1 protein-coding gene is annotated in these 339 nt (G+C 70.5%); it reads right to left on the minus strand.

Annotated features, from left to right (window positions below; all coding sequences use genetic code 11):
• The coding region (locus ACZ3HG_RS23230; protein ID WP_465334668.1) for a hypothetical protein at positions 1-339 on the minus strand (339 nt) is incomplete at both ends.

The following is a 339-nucleotide window of genomic DNA, read 5'->3' on the forward strand; positions in this document are numbered from 1 at the left end:
GTCCGGCAGGGACCACGCCGGCAGCTTGGTCGTGTAGATCGCATCACCCTGGATGCCGATGAGCGTCGAGGGGTCGACCGTGAGAGCACCGGAGGTGTAGCCGCCGAGGGAGCTGGGGCCGTGGAGGACGCGAGCGCGTGCGCGACCCCAGACCTGGGCGGCGAGCTCCGGGTGGTAGAAGCTTCGGGTGCGGTCGTTCGGGCGCGACGGGATGCGATAGATCCAGAGGTTGCCCTGTCGCAGCATCTTGGCCCTGTACTCGGGCGGGACGTCATCGGGCGACGCGGCGACGCGGGTCTCGTCGCGGCCCGCGGCGGCGAATGCACCGATCGAGTGCAG

It is taken from the genome of Erwinia sp. PME.40.26/001 (assembly GCF_055556675.1).